Origin of the sequence: Bacillus sp. GMs2/2, assembly GCF_050172095.1 — a bacterium.
GTDB lineage: Bacteria > Bacillota > Bacilli > Bacillales > Bacillaceae_G > Bacillus_A > Bacillus_A cereus.
Genome location: NZ_JBNLYE010000494.1, coordinates 1 through 2,410, shown reverse-complemented (window position 1 = coordinate 2,410; position 2,410 = coordinate 1). Strand labels below are relative to the sequence as shown.

Here is a 2,410-nt window from a genome sequence, read left to right as displayed (position 1 = left end):
GTTCTTAATTTATGAGGATATTGTAGAGATGCAAAAGGAATTGAATAAACTGGGTGAAGAGTTTGGTGGATATACAGACAGTTGGGGTGCATTTGTGTAATAGTGAATTTATTTATCGTGATAAAATAAATTAGACGAAGTAAAGAAACTATTTACGGAAAGAAGGGCTTATATAAGTTCTTCTTTCTTTGTATATATTAAGATATCTTAGTGGTAGAAAGGTATATGATATGTGGGCGGGGGGCTACCGGTAAAAGCCCGATTGGTAAGGACTAATTAAAGTTTCACTTTATATAGGTTTTGAGAGAGTAAGATATAAGATATATTGTTTGTAGTGGAGATCTTGAATGAAGGGAGCGTGTGATAATTGACAATGACGGATGAACAATTCGAAAATTATCTTGTTATGTGTTATGACAAATTAGAAAGTAAACAGCAAAAATTCATTTCGGATTATAATATCTATAACTTTGATGAGTATTGGTATGATCAAGATCGATGTATATTACAGTTTAAAAAAATGGTCAAGTGTTACTTGAATTTAGTGTTGTTTTTATAGGGTCTTGGTCTGGAAAGAGTAACAGTTGGATGTGGTCTTGGGCTAATGAGAATGTGGCTGATTATGCAAGAAGTAAGTCTAACTGTTTGAAAGATCTACAAAATATTACAGGAAATGAAGTTTTTATAAATTCAATTTTTGAATGTGATCAAGAAATGGCGTATGAGCTAGCAGCCTTTTCCATTGAATATTTAGATGCAGAAGGAGTGTATATGGCACCAGGTGAGAGAAGTGATGTATTTATGGCTGTTATGTCACCGCATGCATTGTGAGTAGAGCATATGAAAAATATAGATAAGGTAGAATGAAAAAGGAGTACAGTTTAATAAATTAATAAAAGATATCATAGGTCCTCGATGCATGGTGATAAATTTAAAGGAGTGAATTATATTGCTTGAAGTAAAGTTTTACGATTGGAAAAAAAAACGTCCTAAAAAACATTATTTGCTTGTACATGAAATTAGAATTTTTGAGCTGATTTTCTCAAAGAAAGTTAGCGAGTTTGAGATGGGATTAAGAGAGATTGAAAAAGTAACTGTCTTTTGTTTAGCTAACGAAAACACTGATATTTCATATGAAGTGAATAGAGCTTTGGGTGAAATTCGTATATATGTTCCATATGATTTTATGGACTTTTTAGCATTAAATTCAGTTGAAGAGAAATACAAAGAGTTTTGTAAATTAGTACGCCAATATGTTATCCCTGGACTTGAAGAAAACTCTATCCTTTCACCCTCTATTGTTAAAGGGTATACAGAAGAATCTTTAGAAGAAATTGTGAAGCAAAACTATGAAGGAATATTTTTAGTTGGAAAGACACCTAAGAAAAGTCCAAGCCGTAAGAAAGTAGCAATACTAAAAGGGATTCATCGCGTTAAAGGTTTCCAACTACGATGTGAAGTGTATGATGAAAAGGGATTAAAGATTCGAGACCAACTATTGGTGGAAGAGGTAGGGAATGAAATGGTGTATGCAAGATTTTTGGGTACATTAAAATGGGAAAGTGAAAATCTAATAGTAGTCCAATCTAAATCTAGTAGTTGGAAAGAAGAAATCTATCTTTAATAACAAAGTTGTATAGTAGGAAGAGGGTTGTAGAGCATAAATGAATTTTTTTCGGAAAAATAAATTAAGTGACATTCAGAAAAAGTACTATGAACATTTTGGAGAGCCTAGTCAGATTCTTGAATATACCTGGGGTGAAAGAGGAGCTAAAAGAGTAGAATTAGATAATACCGCTCTAAAAAAAGGAATGCTATACGTTTTAGAATTCCCGAAAAATGAAGATAGGCCAGTATGGACATATGTGACATTAGGGATGTCAGCTGAATATATGACCAATGGTGCTAAAGTAGAATTAATTTGGTTAAATGCAAATCAAAATGATGAAATGATTGATTTGCTTGCTGGATTGGCACACTATCCATTTATAGATGAAACCTCGTTTGATTACGGAGATACAATTTCTAATGCGGATGCTGAATCTAATTTTTCAATGAATGTGCTTTTAGTAAGCCCGGCAGTTATTGAGGCAGGAGAGTCTCCAGAGCTAATGGAGTTTTTTGAAGAAAAGGAGCTTGATTTATTTTGGTTATTACCTATTCATCAAGCAGAAAAAGAGTATATGATGGAACAAGGAGATGGAGATATTAGTGCGCTCTTTGACCTTTGGCTGGAAAAAGAGATTGATACAGAAACTTTCTGTGATCCACATCGTTTATCTACGGTTTGATAAAAATATTTTAAATAATAATTGTGAGTAAGCATCAAACTTATTAATATTAAGGAAGTTTGATGCTTATTTTTTATGTTTAGAATAAACGAGAGGTTTTTGATATATATGAAAGATAT

2 protein-coding genes and 2 pseudogenes are annotated in these 2,410 nt (G+C 32.5%); all 4 read left to right on the top strand.

Features of this window, described 5'->3' with window-relative positions:
• A pseudogene (locus tag ACQGS6_RS26540) lies at positions 1 to 100 on the top strand (ribonuclease E inhibitor RraB); the annotation flags it as partial.
• Between the two features lie 267 nt (positions 101 to 367).
• Positions 368 to 831: pseudogene (locus ACQGS6_RS26535) on the top strand (DUF6882 domain-containing protein).
• A 118-nt stretch (positions 832 to 949) separates the two neighbouring features.
• A complete protein-coding gene (locus tag ACQGS6_RS26530) occupies positions 950 to 1,624 on the top strand; it encodes a hypothetical protein (protein WP_141539954.1) in 675 nt (224 codons plus the stop codon).
• 40 nt (positions 1,625 to 1,664) lie between these two features.
• Positions 1,665 to 2,291 carry a suppressor of fused domain protein gene (locus ACQGS6_RS26525; protein WP_426965878.1) on the top strand — a complete coding sequence of 209 codons (627 nt, stop codon included), beginning with the start codon at positions 1,665 to 1,667 and terminating at the stop codon, positions 2,289 to 2,291.
• Positions 2,292 to 2,410: the final 119 nt, after the last annotated feature.